This window comes from Streptomyces sp. NPDC055815 (genome assembly GCF_053616475.1).
Window position 1 is genome coordinate 85,177 of record NZ_JBSHDU010000026.1, and the last position, 18,069, is coordinate 103,245.

The 18,069-nt window shown below is 74.0% G+C and carries 14 protein-coding genes and 1 pseudogene; 5 read left to right on the forward strand and 10 right to left on the reverse strand.

Annotation, left to right across the window (positions count from 1 at the left end):
• Positions 1–63 precede the first annotated feature (63 nt).
• Positions 64–1,344 (reverse strand): SWIM zinc finger family protein, encoded by a 1,281-nt coding sequence (locus ACWGN5_RS18620; protein WP_453516320.1) that lies wholly within the window; start codon positions 1,342–1,344, stop codon positions 64–66.
• Complete coding sequence (locus ACWGN5_RS18625) at positions 1,341–4,193, reverse strand: DEAD/DEAH box helicase (RefSeq protein ID WP_453516321.1); 2,853 nt, start codon at positions 4,191–4,193, stop codon at positions 1,341–1,343. Before ACWGN5_RS18625 ends, ACWGN5_RS18620 begins: the two co-directional genes overlap by 4 nt.
• A 170-nt stretch (positions 4,194–4,363) precedes the next feature.
• Here ACWGN5_RS18625 and ACWGN5_RS18630 point away from each other — a divergent pair, with 170 nt between their 5' ends.
• Together ACWGN5_RS18630 and ACWGN5_RS18635 are read left to right on the forward strand one after the other, a co-directional pair.
• Positions 4,364–4,699 carry a hypothetical protein gene (locus ACWGN5_RS18630; protein ID WP_453516323.1) on the forward strand — a complete coding sequence of 112 codons (336 nt, stop codon included), beginning with the start codon at positions 4,364–4,366 and terminating at the stop codon, positions 4,697–4,699.
• Between the two features lie 94 nt (positions 4,700–4,793).
• Positions 4,794–5,063 (forward strand): DUF6343 family protein, encoded by a 270-nt coding sequence (locus ACWGN5_RS18635; RefSeq protein WP_453516325.1) that lies wholly within the window; start codon positions 4,794–4,796, stop codon positions 5,061–5,063.
• 12 nt (positions 5,064–5,075) lie between these two features.
• Here the strand turns inward: ACWGN5_RS18635 and ACWGN5_RS18640 are convergent, their stop codons facing one another.
• The 4 genes from ACWGN5_RS18640 to rpsA all read right to left on the reverse strand — a co-directional run bounded on the left by ACWGN5_RS18640 (position 5,076) and on the right by rpsA (position 8,785).
• On the reverse strand, positions 5,076–5,444 hold the full coding sequence (locus ACWGN5_RS18640) for a tetratricopeptide repeat protein (protein ID WP_453516326.1): 369 nt from the start codon (positions 5,442–5,444) through the stop codon (positions 5,076–5,078).
• Between the two features lie 69 nt (positions 5,445–5,513).
• The gene (coaE, locus tag ACWGN5_RS18645) at positions 5,514–6,128 is read right to left on the reverse strand and encodes a dephospho-CoA kinase (RefSeq protein ID WP_453516328.1); all 615 of its coding nucleotides are present in this window, start codon (positions 6,126–6,128) and stop codon (positions 5,514–5,516) included.
• Between the two features lie 31 nt (positions 6,129–6,159).
• Positions 6,160–7,098: a PAC2 family protein gene (locus ACWGN5_RS18650; RefSeq protein ID WP_351180953.1), complete on the reverse strand. Its 939-nt coding sequence runs from the start codon at positions 7,096–7,098 to the stop codon at positions 6,160–6,162.
• A 175-nt stretch (positions 7,099–7,273) separates the two neighbouring features.
• Positions 7,274–8,785, reverse strand: coding sequence for a 30S ribosomal protein S1 (gene rpsA / locus ACWGN5_RS18655; protein ID WP_453516330.1), 1,512 nt, complete (start codon positions 8,783–8,785; stop codon positions 7,274–7,276).
• A 346-nt stretch (positions 8,786–9,131) separates the two neighbouring features.
• Here rpsA and ACWGN5_RS18660 point away from each other — a divergent pair, with 346 nt between their 5' ends.
• Together ACWGN5_RS18660 and hrpB are read left to right on the forward strand one after the other, a co-directional pair.
• Positions 9,132–9,971 (forward strand): class I SAM-dependent methyltransferase, encoded by an 840-nt coding sequence (locus tag ACWGN5_RS18660; protein WP_453516332.1) that lies wholly within the window; start codon positions 9,132–9,134, stop codon positions 9,969–9,971.
• A gap of 81 nt (positions 9,972–10,052) precedes the next feature.
• Complete coding sequence (hrpB, locus tag ACWGN5_RS18665; protein WP_453516334.1) at positions 10,053–12,599, forward strand: ATP-dependent helicase HrpB; 2,547 nt, start codon at positions 10,053–10,055, stop codon at positions 12,597–12,599.
• Here the strand turns inward: hrpB and ACWGN5_RS18670 are convergent.
• The 3 genes from ACWGN5_RS18670 to ACWGN5_RS18680 form a co-directional block, all read right to left on the reverse strand.
• On the reverse strand, positions 12,583–13,578 hold the full coding sequence (locus tag ACWGN5_RS18670) for a DUF3068 domain-containing protein (protein WP_453516336.1): 996 nt from the start codon (positions 13,576–13,578) through the stop codon (positions 12,583–12,585). The genes hrpB and ACWGN5_RS18670 overlap by 17 nt on opposite strands.
• Positions 13,579–13,588: 10 nt before the next feature.
• Positions 13,589–13,729, reverse strand: a complete 141-nt coding sequence (locus tag ACWGN5_RS18675) for an SPW_0924 family protein (protein ID WP_366037187.1) — start codon at positions 13,727–13,729, stop codon at positions 13,589–13,591.
• A 180-nt stretch (positions 13,730–13,909) separates the two neighbouring features.
• The gene (locus tag ACWGN5_RS18680) at positions 13,910–15,700 is read right to left on the reverse strand and encodes a lytic transglycosylase domain-containing protein (RefSeq protein ID WP_453516337.1); all 1,791 of its coding nucleotides are present in this window, start codon (positions 15,698–15,700) and stop codon (positions 13,910–13,912) included.
• 256 nt (positions 15,701–15,956) lie between these two features.
• On the opposite strand from ACWGN5_RS18680, the gene ACWGN5_RS18685 reads away from it, so the two are divergent.
• On the forward strand, positions 15,957–16,847 hold the full coding sequence (locus ACWGN5_RS18685; RefSeq protein WP_453516339.1) for a DUF4184 family protein: 891 nt from the start codon (positions 15,957–15,959) through the stop codon (positions 16,845–16,847).
• A gap of 250 nt (positions 16,848–17,097) precedes the next feature.
• Here the strand turns inward: ACWGN5_RS18685 and ACWGN5_RS18690 are convergent.
• Positions 17,098–17,787: pseudogene (locus tag ACWGN5_RS18690) on the reverse strand (serine hydrolase); the annotation flags it as partial.
• Between the last annotated feature and the right edge of the window lie 282 nt (positions 17,788–18,069).

Sequence of the window (18,069 nt, forward strand, 5' to 3'; positions counted from 1 at the left end):
GGGACTCCGTTCGGGTGTCGGGTCAATTCCCGTCGACGCGCCTGAGAGCCCCGTCAGGATCCGTCAGCGCCCCAGGAGATCGGTGAGGGCGCCGACCGGGTCCGGGTCGGGGGCGCCGCGCGGCCACCAGTCCTCGCGGCCGGCGTCCGACTCGTACCCGTACCAGAGACCGTCCCGGCCGAGCCGCAGCTGGAGGGACTCCCCGGAGAGCCGGTTGCGCCAGGGCCGGAACGCCGGGAAGTCGGCGGCGAGCAGCGCGGGTCTGGCCCGGTCGAACGGGCCGGCCGGCGGGTCCCAGGGCTCTTCGAGGACGGCGAGGCCCGCCGCCCCGCCCTGCCGCCAGGCGGCGACGGCGCGGGCGAGGTCCGTGGGGGTGCGGTCGAGGGCGTACGCCAGGTCGCGGTAGAGCGCGCGCGACGAGGCGGTGAGTCCGGAGCCGGGGTGCGCGGCGGCCAGCCGGACCGCGTCCTGCCAGGGGGTGAGCGCGGCGACCGGGTCGTGGCCGGTGGCGAGGAAGACGTGCGCACGGGCCGCGGCCTCGGTCGCGAGGAGGTCGAGCGCCAGCGGATCGGGAGCGTCCGGGTCCGGTGGGAAGACGGCCGGGCGGCCGGGCCGGTCCGGGACGGGCAGCTCGGGCGGCAGCGGCGGCAGCCCGGGCCCGGTGGCCGCGTCGAGCGCGATCCGGGCGGCGACCGTGGGCATCGACGGGGCGGCGGCGCCCGCCTCGGCGGCGCCCCGGGCGGCGTTCCGCCGGGTGAGTTCGGCCAGGAGCTCCTGCTCTCCCCGGCCGCGCATCAGGAAGAGGACGAACGGGTCCTCGTCGAGCAGACGGGCGGCCTGGTAGCAGAGGGCGGCGGCGTGCTTGCAGGGGTATCCGTCGTCCGGGCAGGAGCAGTCGGGGACGAGGTCGCCCGGCGCGGGCAGCAGTCCGGTGACCGCCTCCAGGGCGTGCGGCACGTCCTTGTCGAGGAGGGCGGCGATGTGGTCGGGGCGGGCGGCGGCCTCGTCGAGGAACCGCTCCCAGCCGTCGTCGCCGAGGGTCCGCATCCTGATCTCGGTGCGGTACGGGCGGGGCCGGGTGCCGTGCACATAGGCGACGACCCGGCCGGGGGTGACCGTGATCGCGTCGACGTGGCCGCGCCCCGCATAGGCCTTGCCGCGCGCGAGCCGGGCCGGGTCCAGCGCGGTGTTCTCCAGGGCCGTGACCCAGGCGTTCCCCCACCAGGTGGCGGCGAACCGGCCGTCGGGGGCCGAGCGCGGCGGGAGCTGCGGGAAGGTACGGCGGCGGTCGTCGTGGCGGAGGGCGGCACCCCGCGCGCCCCGCGCGCCCCTGGCGTGGTTCACGAGGGCCTCCTCAGGGACACCAGGTCGGCGAGCTCCCGGTCGGTGAGCTCGGTGAGGGCGGCCTCTCCGGAGCCGAGGACGGCGTCGGCCAGGGCCCGCTTGGCGCGGAGCATCTCGGCGATGCGGTCCTCGACGGTCCCCTCGGCGACGAGCCGGTGGACCTGCACCGGCTGGGTCTGCCCGATGCGGTAGGCCCGGTCGGTGGCCTGCTCCTCGACGGCCGGGTTCCACCAGCGGTCGTAGTGCACGACATGGCCGGCCCGGGTGAGGTTGAGGCCGGTGCCCGCGGCCTTCAGGGAGAGCAGGAAGACGGGGACCTCGCCGGCCTGGAAGCGGTCGACCATCCGCTCCCGCTCGGCCACGGGCGTGCCGCCGTGCAGGAGTTGCGCGGGGATGCCGCGGGCGGCCAGGTGGTCGGCGAGGAGCCGCGCCATCGACACGTACTGGGTGAAGACGAGCACGGACCCGTCCTCCGCGAGGATCGTGTCGAGGAGCTCGTCGAGCAGGGCGAGCTTCCCGGAGCGGCCGGCGAGCCGGGCGGTGCCGCTGCCGCGCGGCGCCTGCTCCTTGAGGTACTGCGCGGGGTGGTTGCAGATCTGCTTCAGCGAGGTCAGCAGGCTCATGACGAGGCCGCGGCGGGCGATGCCCTCGGCGCCCTCGATCCGCGTCATGGTCTCGCGGACCACCGCCTCGTAGAGCGAGGCCTGCTCCCGCGTGAGGGCGACGGGGTGGTCGGACTCCGTCTTCGGCGGGAGTTCGGGGACGATGCCGGGGTCGGACTTGCGGCGGCGCAGCAGGAAGGGCCGCACCAGCCGGGCGAGCCGCTCGACGGCCTCCTCGTGCTCGATCTCCTCGTGGTTCTCCACGGCCCGGGCGTGCCGGGAGCGGAAGGCCTTGAGCGGGCCGAGGAGGCCGGGGGTGGTCCAGTCGAGGAGCGCCCAGAGTTCGGAGAGGTTGTTCTCCACGGGGGTGCCGGTGAGGGCGACCCTGGCGGGTGCGGGGATCTCGCGGAGGGCCTTGGCGGTCGCGGAGAACGGGTTCTTGACGTGCTGGGCCTCGTCGGCGACGACCATCCCCCACTCCCGCTCGGCGAGGCGGGCGGCGCTGGTGCGCAGGGTGCCGTAGGTGGTGAGGACGAAGCCGCCCTCGGTGCCGTCGAGGTCCCGGTCCGTGCCGTGGAAGCGCCGGACGGGCACGTCGGGGGCGAACTTCCGCACCTCCCGCTGCCAGTTGCCCAGGAGGGAGGCCGGGCAGACGACGAGGGTGGGGGCGCGGCGGGCGCGGCGCAGGTGGAGGGCGATGAGGGTGACGGTCTTGCCGAGGCCCATGTCGTCGGCGAGGCAGCCGCCGAGGCCGAGCGAGGTCATCAGGTCCAGCCAGGCGAGGCCGCGGAGCTGGTAGTCGCGCAGGGTGGCGGTCAGGCCGGGCGGGGCCTGCACGTCCTCGGGACCGGCCAGGAGCCGGTCGCGGAGCGCGGCGAGGGCCCCGACGGGGACGGCGGGGACGGACTCGCCGTCCACCTCGGCGGTGCCGGTGAGCGCGGCGGCGAGGGCGTCGACCGGTTCGAGCAGGCCGAGCTCCCGCTTGCGTGCCTTGCGGACGAGGGCGGGGTCGACGACGACCCACTGGTCGCGCAGGCGCACGATGGGCCGGTGGGCCTCGGCCAGGAGGTCCATCTCGCGCTCGGTGAGCGGATCGCCGTCGAGCGCCAGCTGCCAGTTGAACCGCAGCAGCTCCTCGCTGTCGAAGAAGGAGGTGCCGTCGGTGGCGGAGCCGGGCGCGGCCTGGGCGGGGCGGACGACGGCGGAGGCGCTGAGCGAGCGGGCGAGCTCGCGCGGCCAGTGGAGGGCGACCCCGGCGTCGGCGAGCCGGGCGGCGGCCGGGCCGAGCAGTTCGTACAGCTCGTCCTCGGTGACGGCGAGGACGTCGGGCACGTCCCGCTCCAGGAGCCGGGAGAGCGGGGGCCAGACGCGGGCGGCCCGGCGCAGGGCGAGGACGGCGTCGATCCGGGCCCGGGGCCCGAAGTGCTCGCCGTCCCCCGCCCACAGGTCCGTGGCGTCGATGACGAGGGTCGGGTCGGCGAGGCTGTGGATCTGGAGGAGCGCGGCGGCGGCGTGCCGGTCCCCGTCGGCGATGCCGGCCGTGCCGGCGGCATCGGCGGTGTCGAAGAGTTCGTACGGCGAGAGGTCGAGGCGGAGCGAGACCCGCACCCCCGCGTCCATCCCGGCCGCCGCCTCGGCGGCCCAGGCACGCGCGCGGGGCAGGTGCTGCGGGGCGCGCGCCGCGAACGGCGCGCCGACCGCGTGGGCGGCCGCGGGCGTGCGGGGCAGCACGTCGGCGACCGCGTCGAGGAAGGCCCGCACGAGGGCCTCGGGCTCGGGCAGCCGCAGCGGACCGCGCCCCGGGACCGGGACCGCGTACCCCTCGTAGGGCAGGGCGGCGGCGACGGCCCGCAGATGGGCGATGTCCTCGGCGTCCAGGGGTCCGGCCCGCCAGGCGTCCAGGTCGTCCGCGGTCAGCCCCGGCAGCAGCCGTCCGCGCGAGGCGAGGTGCAGGGCGTGCAGGGCGGCGGCGCCCCAGGCGGCCGTGGCGGGGTGCGCGGCCGGATGGTGGCGGGCCGCGACGAGATGCGGCAGCGCGGCCTCGACGGGCAGGGTCACGGCGGGCACCGAGCGGCCCCGGGCGCCGCTGCCGTGCCGCCGGGCCACGGTCAGCTCGGCCCGCTCCGCCCCGCTCTCCGCCGGGTCCGGCAGCGGGCGGCCGTCGGGGGCCCAGAACGCGACCCGGCCGTCACGGGGCAGGGCGGCCGGCAGGAAGACGGCGGCGCTGGTCGTCCAGGTGTGTGTCACGGCTCCGCTCCCCTCCCGTGGTGTGTCGCTTCCTTCTGGACCTCCGACCTTACGGGTGGGGTCTGACAACGGCCGTCGGACGGGTTCCCCCGGGCGGCCCAACAGCGGATGACAGCGGCCCGCGCGGGCGGCATGGTGGCCTGAAACGACTCGACAGAAGAGGATCCGCCATGTCCGTTCGCCGGCGTCTCACGACCGCCACCGGGGCCGTGCTGCTCACTCTCGCCGTCGCCGGCTGCTCGGGCCTCGGCCGCAGCACCGTGGGCACGATCGAGTACGAGACGCAGCGTGAGCTCCTGGTCAGCGTGACGAGCCCCTCCGTGAACGGCTGCCACCGCCTGGCCCCCTCAGGAGTGACCAAGGTCCGGAACAACTCCCTGACCGACATCGTGATGTACCGGACCCGCGACTGCACGGGCGGGAACTCGATCTACGTGGCCAGCAACACCGCGAACTGGACCGCCCCCGACACCCTGCCCTGGCGCAGCTACAGCGTCGTCCACTGAGCGGCCGCTCGGGCCTCCCCTCGGGCGTTCCGTTTCCCCCACCCCGGGTACATGCTGGAAGTACCTCGGGGTTCCGAGGGGAGATGCGACCGTCATGCGGAGCGGGAACGAGCCGGCCAACGCCCGCAGCGCGCTGCGCCTGCGGTTCTGGCTGAGCATGTGGGGGCTGCTCTGGGCGGCCTTCGGCACGACCGTGTTCTCCCTGGTGGAGCGCCCCGGCTGGGCGGCGGCCTGCGGGGTGCTGTTCCTGGTGGCCGCGGTCGACCTCATGGTGGTGCTGCACCACATCCACCAGGGCCCGCACTGGCAGCCGGGCCGGAGCATCCCGCCGTACGAACCCGATCACGGCGGCAGGCGACGCTGACGCCGCGCCCGCTCAGTTCCTGGTGTCGAAGCCCGCCGCCTGGAGGTACTCCGGCTTCGGGTCGAGCGCGGCGGCGAGGCGGAAGTGCCGCATGGCCTGGGCGGTCTGCCCGGAGCGCTCGAAGGTGCGGGCCAGCGCGAAGTGGGCGAAGGCGTTGTCCGGCTCGCGCTCCAGCACCAGCTCGAACTCCAGCTGCGCCGGGCGCAGCTGTGCGGCGGCGAAGAACGCCCGGGCGCGCAGCAGGCGCGCCGCCGTGTTCTCGGGGTGGGCGGCGATCACCGAGTCCAACAGCTTCACGGCCCCGCGAGGGTCCCGCGCGGCCAGCAGGTGCTCGGCGGCGCGGAAGTCGATGACGTGCGTTTCCGGGTTGCTGTCGGCCACGATGGCATCCTTCCCCTCGACCGGTGGTTGAACACCGGACCCGGCGGCCGCATTCCACGGCCGCCGCGCCTAGGCGTTTTCGCCGGGGAGGGCGGCGCGGCGCTCCAGTTCCTCCCAGACCTTCCGCACCTGGGGCTCCAGCGCGTCGAGCGGTCCGTCGTTGTCGATCACGAGGTCGGCGACGGCCAGCCGCTGCGCGCGCGTTGCCTGGGCTGCCATCCGGGCCTCGGCCTCGGCCGCGGCCATGCCCCGGAGCCGTACGAGCCGGTCGAGCTGGGTCTCCGGGGACGCGTCCACGACCACGACCAGGTCGTACAGCGGCGCGAGCCCGTTCTCGGTGAGCAGGGGTACGTCGTGGATGACGACGTCGTCGGCGCCCGCGCGGCTCTCCAGCTCCGCCGACCGGGCCCCGACCAGGGGGTGGACGATGGCGTTGAGGGCGGCCAGCCGGTCGGCGTCGGCGAAGACGATGGAGCCGAGCTTCGGCCGGTCGAGCGTCCCCTCCGCGGTGAGGACGCCGTCCCCGAAGGCCGCCACGACGGCCGCGAGCCCCGGGGTCCCGGGCTCGACGACCTCGCGCGCGATCCGGTCCGCGTCGATCAGTACGGCTCCGTACGAGACGAGCAGCCGTGACACTTCGCTCTTGCCGGCGCCGATCCCGCCGGTCAGGCCCACCTTCAGCATGAGCGGCAGCTTAGGGCCTGCCCCGGAGGGGCTAGGCGTCGCCCTCCCGCTCCGCGAGGAAGCGCTCGAACTCCCGGCCCAGCTCGTCGGCCGACGGCAGGTCGACCGGCTCGGCGACCAGGCTGCCGCGCGTCTCGGCGCCGGCCGCCGCGTCGTACTGGTGCTCAAGGCCCTGCACGAGCGCGACCAGCTCCTCGTCGCCCTCGCCGATCTGGCGGTCGATCTCGGTCTGGGTGCGGCGGGCCTCGGTCCGCAGGGAGTGGGCGACGCCCGGGAGGACGAGGCCGGTGGCGGCGGTGACGGCCTCCAGGGCGGTCAGGGCCGCGTCCGGGTACGGGGACCGGGCCACGTAGTGCGGCACGTGGGCGGCGACGCCGAGGGTGTCGTGGCCGGCTTCGGTGAGCCGGTACTCGATGAGGGACTCGGCGCTGCCCGGGACCTGCGCCTCGTCGAAGGGGCTGCGGTGGCCGGGCATGAGGTCGGTGCGGCTGCCGTGCGGGGTGAGGCCGACGGGGCGGGTGTGCGGCACGCCCATGGGGATGCCGTGGAAGTTGACGGAGAGGCGCACGCCGAGGCGCTCGACGATCTGCCGGACGGCGACCGCGAACCGCTCCCACTCGACGTCCGGCTCGGGGCCGGAGAGGAGGAGGAAGGGCGCGCCGGTGGCGTCCTGCACGAGGCGGACCTCGATGGACGGCGTCTCGTACGCGGTCCAGCGGTCGCGCCGGAAGGTGAGCAGCGGGCGGCGGGCGCGGTAGTCCACGAGCCGGTCGTGGTCGAAGCGGGCCACCAGCTGGTGCGGGAGGGTGTCGAGCAGCCGGTCGACGATCTGCTCGCCGGTCTCGCCCGCGTCGATGTAGCCGTCGAAGTGGTACAGCATGACCAGCCCGGCCGACTCCTGCGCCAGGGCCAGGTCGACGACGGCCACGCCCTTCGGGTCCCATTCGTACAAATCCTGGGGATCAAGCACGATTACCGCTCCTCCTCGTGTTCTCTCTGGAAACGCCGTGCGGGGCACGGCCATTCCCGGCTCGCGCGATCTTCCGGCGAGGAGGTGTGCGGAGTGCGGAAACGACCGAGGCCCGCTCCCCCGAAGGGGAACGGGCCTCGGTTCGCTAGCGGCTAGCGCTCAGCGGAGAGCCTGTTCAGCTCTGGCCGCCGGCGAGCTTCTCGCGGAGGGCGGCGAGCGCCTCGTCCGACGCCAGGGCGCCGGAGGTGTCGTCCGACTCCGAGGAGTACGAACCACCCGAGATGCCCGCACCGGCGTTGCCGGCGGCCGGGGCGGCAGCGCCCTCGGCAGCGGCGGCCTCGTCGGCCTCGCGGGACTTGATGACCTGAGCCTGGTGCTGCTCGAAGCGAGCCTGCGCCTCGGCGTACTGGGTCTCCCAGGCCTCGCGCTGAGCCTCGTAGCCCTCGAGCCAGTCGTTGGTCTCGGGGTCGAAGCCCTCGGGGTAGATGTAGTTGCCCTGGTCGTCGTAGGACGCGGCCATGCCGTACAGGGTCGGGTCGAACTCGACCGAGGCCGGGTCGGCACCGAAGGACTCGTTGGCCTGCTTCAGCGAGAGGCTGATGCGACGACGCTCGAGGTCGATGTCGATGACCTTGACGAAGATCTCGTCGTTGACCTGGACGACCTGCTCCGGGATCTCCACGTGGCGCTCGGCCAGCTCGGAGATGTGGACCAGACCCTCGATGCCCTCGTCCACGCGGACGAACGCACCGAACGGAACCAGCTTCGTGACCTTACCCGGGACGACCTGGCCGATCTGGTGGGTACGGGCGAACTGCTGCCACGGGTCCTCCTGCGTCGCCTTCAGCGACAGGGAGACACGCTCGCGGTCCATGTCGACGTCGAGAACCTCGACGGTGACCTCCTGGCCGACCTCGACAACCTCGGACGGGTGGTCGATGTGCTTCCAGGACAGCTCGGAGACGTGGACGAGACCGTCGACGCCACCCAGGTCCACGAAGGCACCGAAGTTGACGATCGAGGAGACGACGCCGGAGCGGACCTGACCCTTCTGGAGGGTCGTGAGGAAGGTCTGGCGAACCTCGGACTGGGTCTGCTCCAGCCAGGCGCGGCGGGACAGGACCACGTTGTTGCGGTTCTTGTCCAGCTCGATGATCTTCGCCTCGAGCTCCTTGCCCACGTAGGGCTGGAGGTCGCGGACGCGACGCATCTCGACCAGGGAGGCGGGGAGGAAGCCGCGGAGGCCGATGTCGAGGATGAGACCACCCTTGACGACCTCGATGACGGTACCGGTGACGATGCCGTCCTCTTCCTTGATCTTCTCGATGGTGCCCCAGGCACGCTCGTACTGGGCGCGCTTCTTCGAGAGGATCAGGCGGCCTTCCTTGTCCTCCTTCTGGAGAACAAGGGCCTCGATCTCGTCGCCGACCTTGACGACCTCGTTCGGGTCGACGTCGTGCTTGATCGAGAGCTCGCGGCTCGGGATGACACCTTCGGTCTTGTAACCGATGTCGAGCAGGACCTCGTCCCGGTCGACCTTCACGATGACGCCGTCGACGATGTCGCCGTCGTTGAAGTACTTGATCGTCTCGTCGATCGCGGCGAGGAAGGCTTCCTCGTTACCGATGTCGTTGACCGCAACCTGCGGGGTGGTGCTGGTGGCGGTGGTCTCGGTGCTGCTCGTCATGTGGGAAAGGGCTCCGGTTACGGACAGAAAGTCGTAGGTACTGCTACGCCGAGAGCCCGTATCGCACCAAGAAGCCGGACAGCCAATGAAGCGCCCTTCCGCGAACGGGAGGGAACCTCGAGAACCGAGGGGACATACAACAGGTACGAGCGCGGCCTGCTCCGTCTGAGGCGCGCAGGCCCGCAGCGCAACCTTTAGCATACGGGGGCAGCCGGACAGGGTCAATGCGCGAAGCGCGCACCCGGGGCAGATCCCCTCAATTCCGGCAGCACTCACGGCCCTTGCGTCATCACGGCGGGGGTCCGCCGCACGGCGGCACTGAGCGCAAACTACATCGGCGGGCGAGATGAACCAAGAGTACGGACACGAAGACGCGGTCGACGGGGACGCCGAGGAGGCCGAGGCGACCCGGCGTGACGCGGGGGACGCGGAGAGCAGCCGCGCGAGCCGGGGCTGGTGGGACCGGAACGCCGACGAGTACCAGAGCGAGCACGGCTCCTTCCTGGGCGACGACCGCTTCGTCTGGGGCCCCGAGGGGCTCGACGAGGCCGAGGCCGGGCTGCTCGGTCCCGCCGGCTCACTGAAGGGCCTCGACGTCCTGGAGATCGGCGCGGGGGCGGCGCAGTGCTCGCGGTGGCTGGCCGCCCGGGGCGCGCGGCCGGTGGCCCTCGACCTCTCGCACCGGCAGCTGCAGCACGCGCTCCGGATCGGCGGGGAGGTGCCGCTGGTGGAGGCGGACGCGGGGGCGCTGCCCTTCCGGGACGGCTCCTTCGACCTGGCGTGCTCGGCGTACGGCGCGGTGCCGTTCGTCGCGGACCCGGTGCGGGTCTTCCGCGAGGTGCGGCGGGTGCTGCGGCCGGGCGGCCGCTGGGTCTTCTCGGTGACGCACCCGATCCGCTGGGCGTTCCCGGACGAGCCGGGTCCCGAGGGCCTCTCGGTCGCCGCCTCGTACTTCGACCGCACGCCGTACGTCGAGCAGGACGAGCAGGGGCGGGCGGTGTACGTGGAGCACCACCGGACCGTCGGGGACCGGGTGCGGGACGTGGTGGCCGGCGGCTTCCGGCTGGTGGACCTGGTCGAGCCGGAGTGGCCGGCCTGGAACAGCCAGGAGTGGGGCGGCTGGTCCCCGCTGCGGGGGAATCTGATCCCGGGGACGGCGATCTTCGTCTGCGAGCGGGACGACTAGCACCGCTCGTTTGTCCTACTTATGGAGGGCCCTGTGGACAACGGGGCCCTCCTTCTTCTTTGCGCGTACGAGACTGAGTGCGTGATCCGAAACGACGCACTCGACCGTCTCCCCGTCCGCCATGCCGTCCCCGAGCTGCTCGCCGCGCTCGCGGAGCGCGGCGCGGCGGTGCTGTCCGCTCCTCCCGGCACCGGCAAGACGACGCTGGTGCCGCTGGCCATCGCGGGCCTCATAGGGGACGGACCGGAGCGCCGGGTGCTGGTCGCCGAGCCGCGGCGGATGGCGGTGCGGGCGGCCGCCCGGCGGATGGCCTGGCTGCTCGGCGAGGAGGTCGGCGGCGCGGTCGGCTTCTCGGTGCGCGGCGAGCGGCGGAGCGGCCCCGCGACCCGGGTCGAGGTGGTGACGACGGGCGTCCTGCTGCAGCGGCTCCAGCGCGATCCGGAGCTGGCGGGCGTGGACGTGGTGCTGCTCGACGAGTGCCACGAGCGGCATCTCGACGCCGATACGGCCATGGCCTTCCTGGTGGACGTGCGGGCGACGCTGCGGCCGGAGCTGAAGCTGATCGCGGCCTCCGCCACGAGCGACGCCGAGGCCTGGGCGGAGCTGCTGACGGTCCTGGACGGCGGCGGGCCCGCGCCGGTGGTGTGGAGCAAGGGCGAGGGCCACGGGTACGCGGTGCGGTTCGCCGCGCCGCCGGCCGGGATCAGGCCCGCGCACGGCACCTGGGTGGATCCGGCCCTGCTGCGCCATGTGGCGGCGACGGTCCGGCTCGCGCTGGAGCGGCACGAGGGCGACGTGCTGTGTTTCCTGCCGGGCACGGGCGAGATCGCGCGGACGGCCGGGCTGCTGGACGGGGTCGACGCGGAGGTGCTCCAGCTGCACGGGCGGGCTCCGGCCGCCGTGCAGGACGCGGTGCTGCGGGGCGCCGGGCCGGACGGGCGGCGGCGGGTGGTGCTCTCGACGTCGGTGGCGGAGTCGAGCCTGACGGTTCCGGGGGTGCGGATCGTGGTGGACTCGGGGCTCGCACGGGAACCCCGGACGGACCACGCCCGGGGTCTGGGGTCCCTCGCGACGGTGCCGGTGTCGACGGCCGCGGCGACCCAGCGGGCGGGGCGCTCGGGCCGTGAGGAGTCCGGGGTCGTCTACCGCTGCTGGGCGGAGGCGGAGGACGGCAGCCGGGCGCGGTTCCCCTCGCCGGAGATCAGGATCGCCGACCTGGCGGACTTCGCGCTGCGGGCCGCCTGCTGGGGCGACCCGACGGCGGAGGGGCTCGCGCTGCTCGACGCGCCGCCGGCCGGGGCGATGGCGGCGGCCCGCGAGGTCCTCGGGTCGATCGGGGCCGTGGACGCGGACGGCCGGGCCACGGAGCGGGGTGTACGGATGTCCCGGCTCGGGCTGCACCCCCGGCTGGGGCGCGCGCTGCTCGACGGCGCGCCCGAGGTCGGGGTCCGGCGGGCCGCGGAGGTGGTGGCGCTGATCGGCGAGGAGCCGCCGCGCGAGTACGGGGACGACCTGGTGGCGGCCTGGCACACGGCCCGCCGGGGCACCGACGGGTACGGCGCGCGGTGGCGGACGGAGGTGCGCCGCCTGGAGCGGTCGGCGGGTGAGGCGCTGGGCGGGGGTGGGGCGGCCGCGGGGCAGGAGGGTGACGACCTGGTGGCCGGGCTCGTGACGGCGCTGGCGTTCCCGGAGCGGGTGGCCAGGGCGCGGGAGCAGGGTGGCTATCTGATGGTGTCCGGGAGCGGGGCGCGACTGGCCGAGGGGTCCCGGTTGCGGTCCAGCCCGTGGCTGGCCGTGGCGGTCGCGGACCGTACCGCCAGGGATGCCACGGCGCGGGTGCGGCTCGCGGCGGTCGTGGACGAGGCCACGGCGTGCCGGGCGGCCGGGCATCTGCGGAGCACCGGCGAAGAGGTCCACTGGGAGGACGGGGACGTGGTCGCCCGGTCCGTGGACCGTCTTGGCGCGGTCGAGCTGACGGTCCGGCCGCTGGGTTCCGGGGCGGAGCCCGCGCTCGTACGGGAGGCGCTGCTCGACGGTCTGCGGCGGGAGGGGCTCGGGCTGCTGCGGTGGCGCCGGGAGGCCGGGGAACTGCGCGAGCGGCTCGCCTTCCTCCACCGGGAGCTGGGCGAGCCCTGGCCGGACGTGTCGGAGGGGGCGCTGGTCGACCGGGCCGGGGAGTGGCTGGAGCCGGAGCTGTCCCGGGCGTCGCGCCGGGCCGATCTGGGGCGGATCGACGCCGGGGAGGCGCTGCGGCGGCTGTTGCCGTGGGCCTCGGGCGAGGCGGTCCGGCTCGACGAGCTGGCGCCGGAGCGGATCGAGGTGCCGAGCGGTTCGCGGATACGGGTCGAGTACGGGGGCGAGCGGCCGGTGCTCGCGGTGAAGCTCCAGGAGATGTTCGGTCTGGCCGAGACGCCTCGGGTGGCCGGGGTCCCGGTGCTCGTGCACCTTCTCTCCCCCGCGGGCCGGCCGGCGGCGGTCACGGCCGACCTGGCGTCGTTCTGGCGGGACGGCTACCGCGCGGTGCGGGCGGAGCTGCGGGGGCGCTATCCGAAGCACCCGTGGCCCGAGGATCCGTCCGCGGCGGTGCCGACCCGGCACACCAGCGCCCGGCTCAGAGGGGAGCGCTGACCGGGGCCGGGACGGGGGCGGTGGGCGGCTCCGGGTCGGGGCGGCGCGAGCGGGCCTCCAGCCAGAGGGCGAGGGCGAGCAGGGCGAGGGCCAGGACGGTGAGGCTCCACGGGATGTAGGAGACGAGCATGAGGACCATGAGGCGGTTGGAGGAGACCAGTTCGCCGACGCTCTCCAGGTAGTCCTCGCGCATCTTCACGTGGCCGGCGAAGACGGTGAGGGTGTCCTGTCCCATCAGCTTCCTGGCGTTGCGGAGCTCCTCCTTGTGGATCTCCTCGCCGTTGACGGGGGCTCCGGTGACCGGCTCGATCCAGAACATGCGCTTGGTCGTGTACCAGCGGGTGAGGCCCGAGTCGGCGAGGAGCTTCGGGGTGATGCCCTTGACCGGCATGGCCTTGGGCATGGGGACCTTGGTCCAGGGGATGGTCTGCTCGAAGTAGTAGACCTCCATGCCGCGGAAGGTGCGGGTGCCCTTGTAGTGGATGGGGGCCGCGGTGCGGGTCTGGGCGTCGAAGTACTGGTAGTCGCGCTTCTCGGTGAGGAAGGGGAACTTGAACTCGATGCCCTCGCGGCGGACCGGGTCGCCGTCGACGGATTCGCCGGTGGCGTGGACGGGGTCCTGGGTGTGGGCGTCGAAGATGTACCGCTCGGGGACCTGGGAGACCATCTTGCCGTCGGGCCCGGTGACATAGGCGAGGGCGTCCCAGACGACGACGTCGCGCCCGGCGTCGCGTTCGATGCGCCGCGACTCCTCCACGTTGCCCTTGAGGGTCTGGATGATCGTGATCTTGTCGACCTTCTCGGCCTTGAGGGTGGAGTAGTTGAGGAGGGTCGCGGGCCGCGCCTCCAGAACGGTGTCCTGGTACTGGTTCGCCGGGATCTTCGCCAGGCGGGGGAAGGCGTACCAGCGCAGGGTCGGGGCCATCGCGGCGCAGAAGACGGCGAGGGCGAGCAGGACGAGGCTGGCTCGGCGGCGCACGGTCCTCCCCCTACTTCTCGGCGCCGGGATCGGCGGTCAGCAGGGGCTTGGGCGAGGTGGGGCCGTCGGGCGGCAGATCGACCACGGAGAGGAGCAGGACGAAGAGGAGGACTGGGGCGAGTCCGATGGCGGCGGCGACGAGGGCGCGCATGGTCGGCCTCCCGGGATGCGATCTGATAGGTCGTCAGGGCGGGGGCACCGTAGCAACGCGGCCGTGAGATGAGAACACGTTGCACCCGGGTAACGCGAAGCGCCGTCCCCCGGTCCGGTGCGGACGGGGGACGGCGCGGAGCACGGCGGCTCGGTGGAACGCGCTCGGTGGCGCTTCCGGTCAGGCCGAAGGGGAGGAGCTGGGCGAGGGGGTGGGTTCGGGCGAGCCGCTGTCGGAGGGCGAGGGCTCCGGGGTCGGCGTCGCGGGCGGCGCGACGGTCAGGTCGACGAAGGTCGTGCCGCCGCCGGGTGCGGTGAGCTGGACGTAGAACGTGCCGGCCTTGTCGCCCGCGAGGATGTCGCCCGGTGCGAAGGTGAGCAGTCCGTCCGTACCGGTCCTCAGGGTGACGGTACGGACCGTCGTGCCGTCCGCGGACTTGAAGGACGGGCCCTCGGTGCTCTCCTTGGGGTCCGTCTTCGAGGTGACGATCACCGCGGTGACGAGCACGCCGGGCGCGAGGGCGCCGTTGTCGGTGGCCTTCACCTGGACCTGCTGGGTGAAGGAGGCGCCGGTCGTGGCGGACAGGGCGTCGCCGGGGAGCCGGGTGAGGGTGTCCGCCTGACGCTCCGTGACGGTCGCGGCGAAGTCGGCCGCGCCCAGGGTCCGGCCGACGACGGTGGCGCGCACCGTGAAGGAGCCCGTCTTCTCGCCGGCCCGGAGGGCGGGCGAGGTGGCGAGGCCGGTCGACCCGGTGGTGACGGTGGCGGTGGTTCCGCCGCCGACGAAGCGGGTGTCGGTGGTGCCGACGATCTCGAAGCGGATGCTCACGCCGGCGACCGGCTTGCCCGCGCTGTCGAGCGCGGCGACCCGGGGGGCGCCCGTGAAGGCGCTGCCGGTGGTCGTGGTCAGCTTCGCGTTGGCCACGACCGCGAGCTGCGCGACCTTGGCGGCCGGCGGGACGGTGGGCGGCTTCACCGGCTCGGTCACCGGGGGCTTGGTGGGGACGGTCGGCGGCTTGACCGGACCGGGAGTGTTCACCGGCGGCTTGGGCTGCTGGGTGCCCGGGGTCGGCGCCGGAGTCGTCGGCACGGACGGGAGCGGCGTGGTCCGGTGGTTGCCCCTGATGCCGTCGTCGCTGCGGCCGACCGGCAGCTCGCCCGTGCCGTCCGGGACCTGGTGGGTGCCGCGCTCGTAGAAGGCCTTCCAGGACAGGACCGTGTTCAGGTACTCCCTGGAGCGGTTGTAGCTGAGGATCGCCTGGTCGAGGTCGGCCTGGACCGCGAGGTTGCGGTCGTTGGCGCAGAGGTACATGCCGGCGGCCTGCGCCGCGTCGTAGATGTTGTTGGGGTCCTTCTTCCCGTCGCTGTTGGCGTCCTGGCCCCAGGTGGCCCAGGTGGACGGGATGAACTGCATCGGGCCGACGGCCCGGTCGTGGACCTTGTCGCCGTCGAAGGCACCGCCGTCGGTGTCGGTGATCTTGGCGAAGCCGTTGCCGTTGAGGGCGGGACCGAGGATCCGCGGCGATGCCGTGCCGTTGGCGTCGACCCGGCCGCCGTTCGCCTGACCCGACTCGACCTTGCCTATGCCGGCGAGCAGCTGCCACGGCAGGTTGCAGCCGGGGTCGGTCGAACGTATCGACAGCTCGGCGCGCTTGTAGGCCGAGTAGACGGACGCGGGTATGCCGGCCTCGGCGGGGCCGGCGATCACGGGCAGATTGGTGCTCGCGCCGGGCTTGTTCGGCGTGTTCAGCGGCGGCAGCTTCGTGTAGTACGGGGAATCGCCCGTCGCGGAGCCGTCTCCGGAGGGCGGCGCCGTGTCACCGGCACCGATGGCGGTGTCTCCGCCGGCGTTGTCCGCGGCCGGCGGGATCGCCTCCGGCGCCTGCGAGGCGGCGAGCGCGGCGACCGCCGCGGCCATCACCACACCACTGGTGGCTCCCTTGCGCAGCCGGTGGCCGATGTGCGCTGCCATGTCCGTCGTCCCTCCCCATCGACGCGGTCCCGCGCTCCCCGCGCGAAACCTCTGGCGACCCTATGCCAACTCCGGACCGGCGCGTACCGGCAGCTGACCGTGTTTCACGGTTTCGTCACCTCTTGGCCGCCTGCCGACCAGGTGAGTCCGGGAACCGACCGGAGCGTCCCGCCCCTCTTGCACTCCGGCCGGCCGTGCAGACTGCTCATTCACCGACACCGGCCGCCGTCGCCACCGGACCCTGGGGGAACTCCCGTTGCCGTTCACGCTGAGCCATGCCGCCGCCGTGCTGCCCGCCCTGCGCCGGGACGGGACCGCGCGCGGGCCGCTCGTCGCGTCCGCGCTCGTCGCCGGGTCCTTCTCGCCGGACATGACCTATTTCGCCGCGACCGCGTTCCCCGGGGCGATGGTCCTCGGGGACGTCACCCACTCCGCCCTCGGGATCGTCACGGCCGACGTCGTGATCACCGCCGTACTCGTGGCCCTCTGGCTGACCGTGCGCGAGCCGCTCGTCGCGCTGCTGCCCGCCCGGTGGCGCGGCCGGGTGTACGGGCTCGTCCGGGGCCGTCCCTGGCGTGAGCGGCACCCGGCCGCGCTCGCCGGGTGGTTCTGCCTCTCGGCGATCCTCGGCGCCACGACCCATGTGGTGTGGGACTCCTTCACCCACCTGGACCGCTGGGGCACCCGCGCGATCCCCTTCCTCGGCGACATCGTCGCCGGGTTCCCGGTCTATCTCTACGCGCAGTACGGGGGTTCGGCGCTGGCCCTCGCGCTCCTCGGCTGGTGCACGGCGCGGGCGCTGCGCTCCGCCGTCCCGGGGGTGGAGCTGCCGGCCGGGTTCCCGGTCCCGGGCCGGCGCGGGCGGTTCCTCGCGGCCGGGCTGATCGGCGGCTGCGTCCTGGCCGGGATCGCCCACCGGGTGCTGCGCTGGGCCGCGTACTGGGGCTGGTCCCGGATCGAGACGCCCCTCGACGTCATTCCGACGGCCTGCTTCGGCGCCGGCGCGGGGCTCGCGGTCGGGCTCGTGCTGTACGGGACGGGAGCGCGGGTCCTCGGGCCACGGCGGGCCCCTCTGGGCCTCCCGGACCTGGGCTCGGGTCCGGACCCGGGCCGTCGGCCGGAGCGCTCCCGTCAGGGATCTCGCTGATCTTCTCCGGCGGGGTGAAGCCGCGGGCCGCCGCGCTGCCGGAGAGTCTGCGGTGGACGGCGAGGGAGATGCCCTCCAGGGTGCGGACGCCGTAGCGCATGGTGGGGTTGTCGTGGCTCAGGAGGACGATGCGGTAGTCGACGGCGGGGCTTTCGGTGGCGGTGTCCGTGTCGGTGTCGCTCGTGCCCGTGCCGGTGCCGGTGCCGGTGCCGGTGCCCGTGTCCGTGTCCGTCGTCGCCGGGCGCACGATGCCGACGCTGTGGACGCGCCAGGCGTGGGTCGCGCGGGGCAGCCAGCCGTTCTTGAGGTGGACCTTCACCGTGCGGGGCGCGCCCGCCGTGACGCCCCAGGCCTGTGCGCGGACGACCCGCCCCATCAGGGACAGGGCCTCGGTACGGCGCGACACCGCGGCGAGGAGGGCGAGTTGGTCGCGTGCGGTCGTGCGGGTGAGGCCCCAGTAGCGGCCCCGGCCGAGGACGGTGTCCTGGGCGCCGGCCTCCCGCAGCACCCTGTTCAGCCGGGCGCGGGACAGTCCGTCCCACAGTGCCGTGGCGGCCTTGTTGTCGGAGCGGGTGATCATCGCCTTCAGCCGCCGCGCCTCCAGCGGGGTCGGGGCGCGGCCGAGCTCCTCCGCGCGGCCGAGGACGGCCTGCATGATCAGCACCTTGGCGATGCTGGCGGAGTCGTACGCGAGGGTGTCGTCGAGCCGGCAGCGCAGTCCGCGCGCGGGGTCGTGGACCGCGAGGGAGACCGTGCTCTCACGGCCCTTGAGCGCCGCGGCGATGTCCCGGGACAGACGGGCGGCGAGGGCCGGCTCGCGGGAGGAAGTGCAGAGCGGGGGCGCGGGGTGTGCCTCGGCGGGGTGGGGGGAGGCGGTGCCCGACGCGCTCAGGAGGGCGCCGAGGAGGACCCAGGCGCGGAGGCGGGAGCGGTGGATCATGCCCCAAGTCTTGGGAGCCGTGCGGTGGGGCCGCGCCTTTACTTGGTCCACCTGGCGCACACGCCCCGCCCGTGTGGGCAGGCGTCCCGCGGGGGCGATGGGGGTCCCCCTGCTCGAGCGAAGCCGAGAGCTTGGGGGAGGGTGGGCACACGGGACGGCGCCCTTCAGCGGCGCCCCCGCGTTCCGCGCCTGGACCCGCACCGGCCGTGGCGGCGTGCACGTGGTGCGGGTTCAGGCGCGGGAGCCTCTGGCGCCGGCCAGGGCTGTCTCTTATAAACAAAT

Coding starts and splice junctions, on each gene's coding strand:
- ACWGN5_RS18630 (WP_453516323.1), top strand. CDS start 4,364: ATGTCCGTTCGCCGGCGTCTCACGACCGCCACCGGGGCCGTGCTGCTC.
- ACWGN5_RS18635 (WP_453516325.1), top strand. CDS start 4,794: ATGCGGAGCGGGAACGAGCCGGCCAACGCCCGCAGCGCGCTGCGCCTG.
- coaE (WP_453516328.1), bottom strand. CDS start 6,128: ATGCTGAAGGTGGGCCTGACCGGCGGGATCGGCGCCGGCAAGAGCGAA.
- rpsA (WP_453516330.1), bottom strand. CDS start 8,785: ATGACGAGCAGCACCGAGACCACCGCCACCAGCACCACCCCGCAGGTT.
- ACWGN5_RS18660 (WP_453516332.1), top strand. CDS start 9,132: ATGAACCAAGAGTACGGACACGAAGACGCGGTCGACGGGGACGCCGAG.
- ACWGN5_RS18675 (WP_366037187.1), bottom strand. CDS start 13,729: ATGCGCGCCCTCGTCGCCGCCGCCATCGGACTCGCCCCAGTCCTCCTC.
- ACWGN5_RS18680 (WP_453516337.1), bottom strand. CDS start 15,700: ATGGCAGCGCACATCGGCCACCGGCTGCGCAAGGGAGCCACCAGTGGT.